The 1065-nt window shown below is 36.1% G+C and carries 1 protein-coding gene; it reads left to right on the top strand.

Annotated elements, in window-relative coordinates:
- Positions 1-1023: an MBL fold metallo-hydrolase gene (locus JGH11_RS20045; RefSeq protein WP_201114765.1), complete on the top strand. Its 1023-nt coding sequence runs from the start codon at positions 1-3 to the stop codon at positions 1021-1023.
- Positions 1024-1065 lie beyond the last annotated feature (42 nt).

Below are 1065 nucleotides of genomic sequence, written 5' to 3'. Positions count from 1 at the left end.
ATATACATATTATTAATCATTTTTATCACCTCGTTCTCTTTTTTGTCATGCGATGATGATATAGATGATTCTAAGCCGGCAACAGGAGGAAATTTGCAAAAAAATGATGCGGAAGAAATTGCCGAAAAATTATGGAGTACAACTCCAAGCGATTTAAGTGATACTCGTCAGGCTGCATTCAAGCGTATTCAGGAGTATGCCGATACATGTACAGCCAATTATTTTAAAAATTATCTGGGAAGTCTTGAACAAACATGCGAAATGATGGAAAAGTACGACCCAATGCTCAATTTCTACCGTCTCTCTTTCGATAAGGTACTAAATGAAGTGCAAACAACAACGGTTGAGAAAGGTACGTCGGTTATTTGGTTACTCTACAATATGGGTTATATCGTAAAAACTCCTTCAGGATGTTTCGGTATCGATATTTCTCATCGTTATGCCGAAAGATTTGCGCCTTATCTCGATTTTTTATGTGTCACACATAATCATTCAGATCATTACGATGATAATCTTATTCAAGCGATGCTGGAATCGAATAAGCCGGTATTGTCGAATTATCTGAAACCGAGCGAAAACTATAAATTTACATCGAAAACCCCAACTGCATATACAATAGGAAGCTTCAAGGTGACGACAAATATAACAGATCACAATACATCTTTGACAAATTTTGTGACAACTTATCAAATAAATTGTGGTCAGGATGGCGGAAATCTTGTTTTGATGCACGTTGGAGATTCTAATTATAAAGCTTCTCAATACGCAATTGCCGAGCATGTCAATGTATTTATTCCTCGATATGCTCCCAATGCTTTATCTGAAAATAATGTTTTGGGGTCAGTCGTTACTCCCGACTATGTGCTTTTATCACATATTATGGAATTGGCTCATGCAGGGGTAGAAGAATCACGTTGGACTATAGAGCTAGGTTTAGAACGGGCAAGTCAATTAAATTGTGCAAACTCGTTAGTGCCGTTTTGGGGCGAAAAATTTATCTGGAAAAATAATACTTTCAATTAAATTTACTATATGAAAAGAAACAGTTATATCCTTATTCTCTTA

It is taken from the genome of Dysgonomonas sp. Marseille-P4677 (assembly GCF_016652235.1).
GTDB lineage: Bacteria > Bacteroidota > Bacteroidia > Bacteroidales > Dysgonomonadaceae > Dysgonomonas.
The sequence above is the reverse complement of the archived record's forward strand: the minus strand, read 5'-3'. Positions and strand labels throughout refer to the sequence as shown.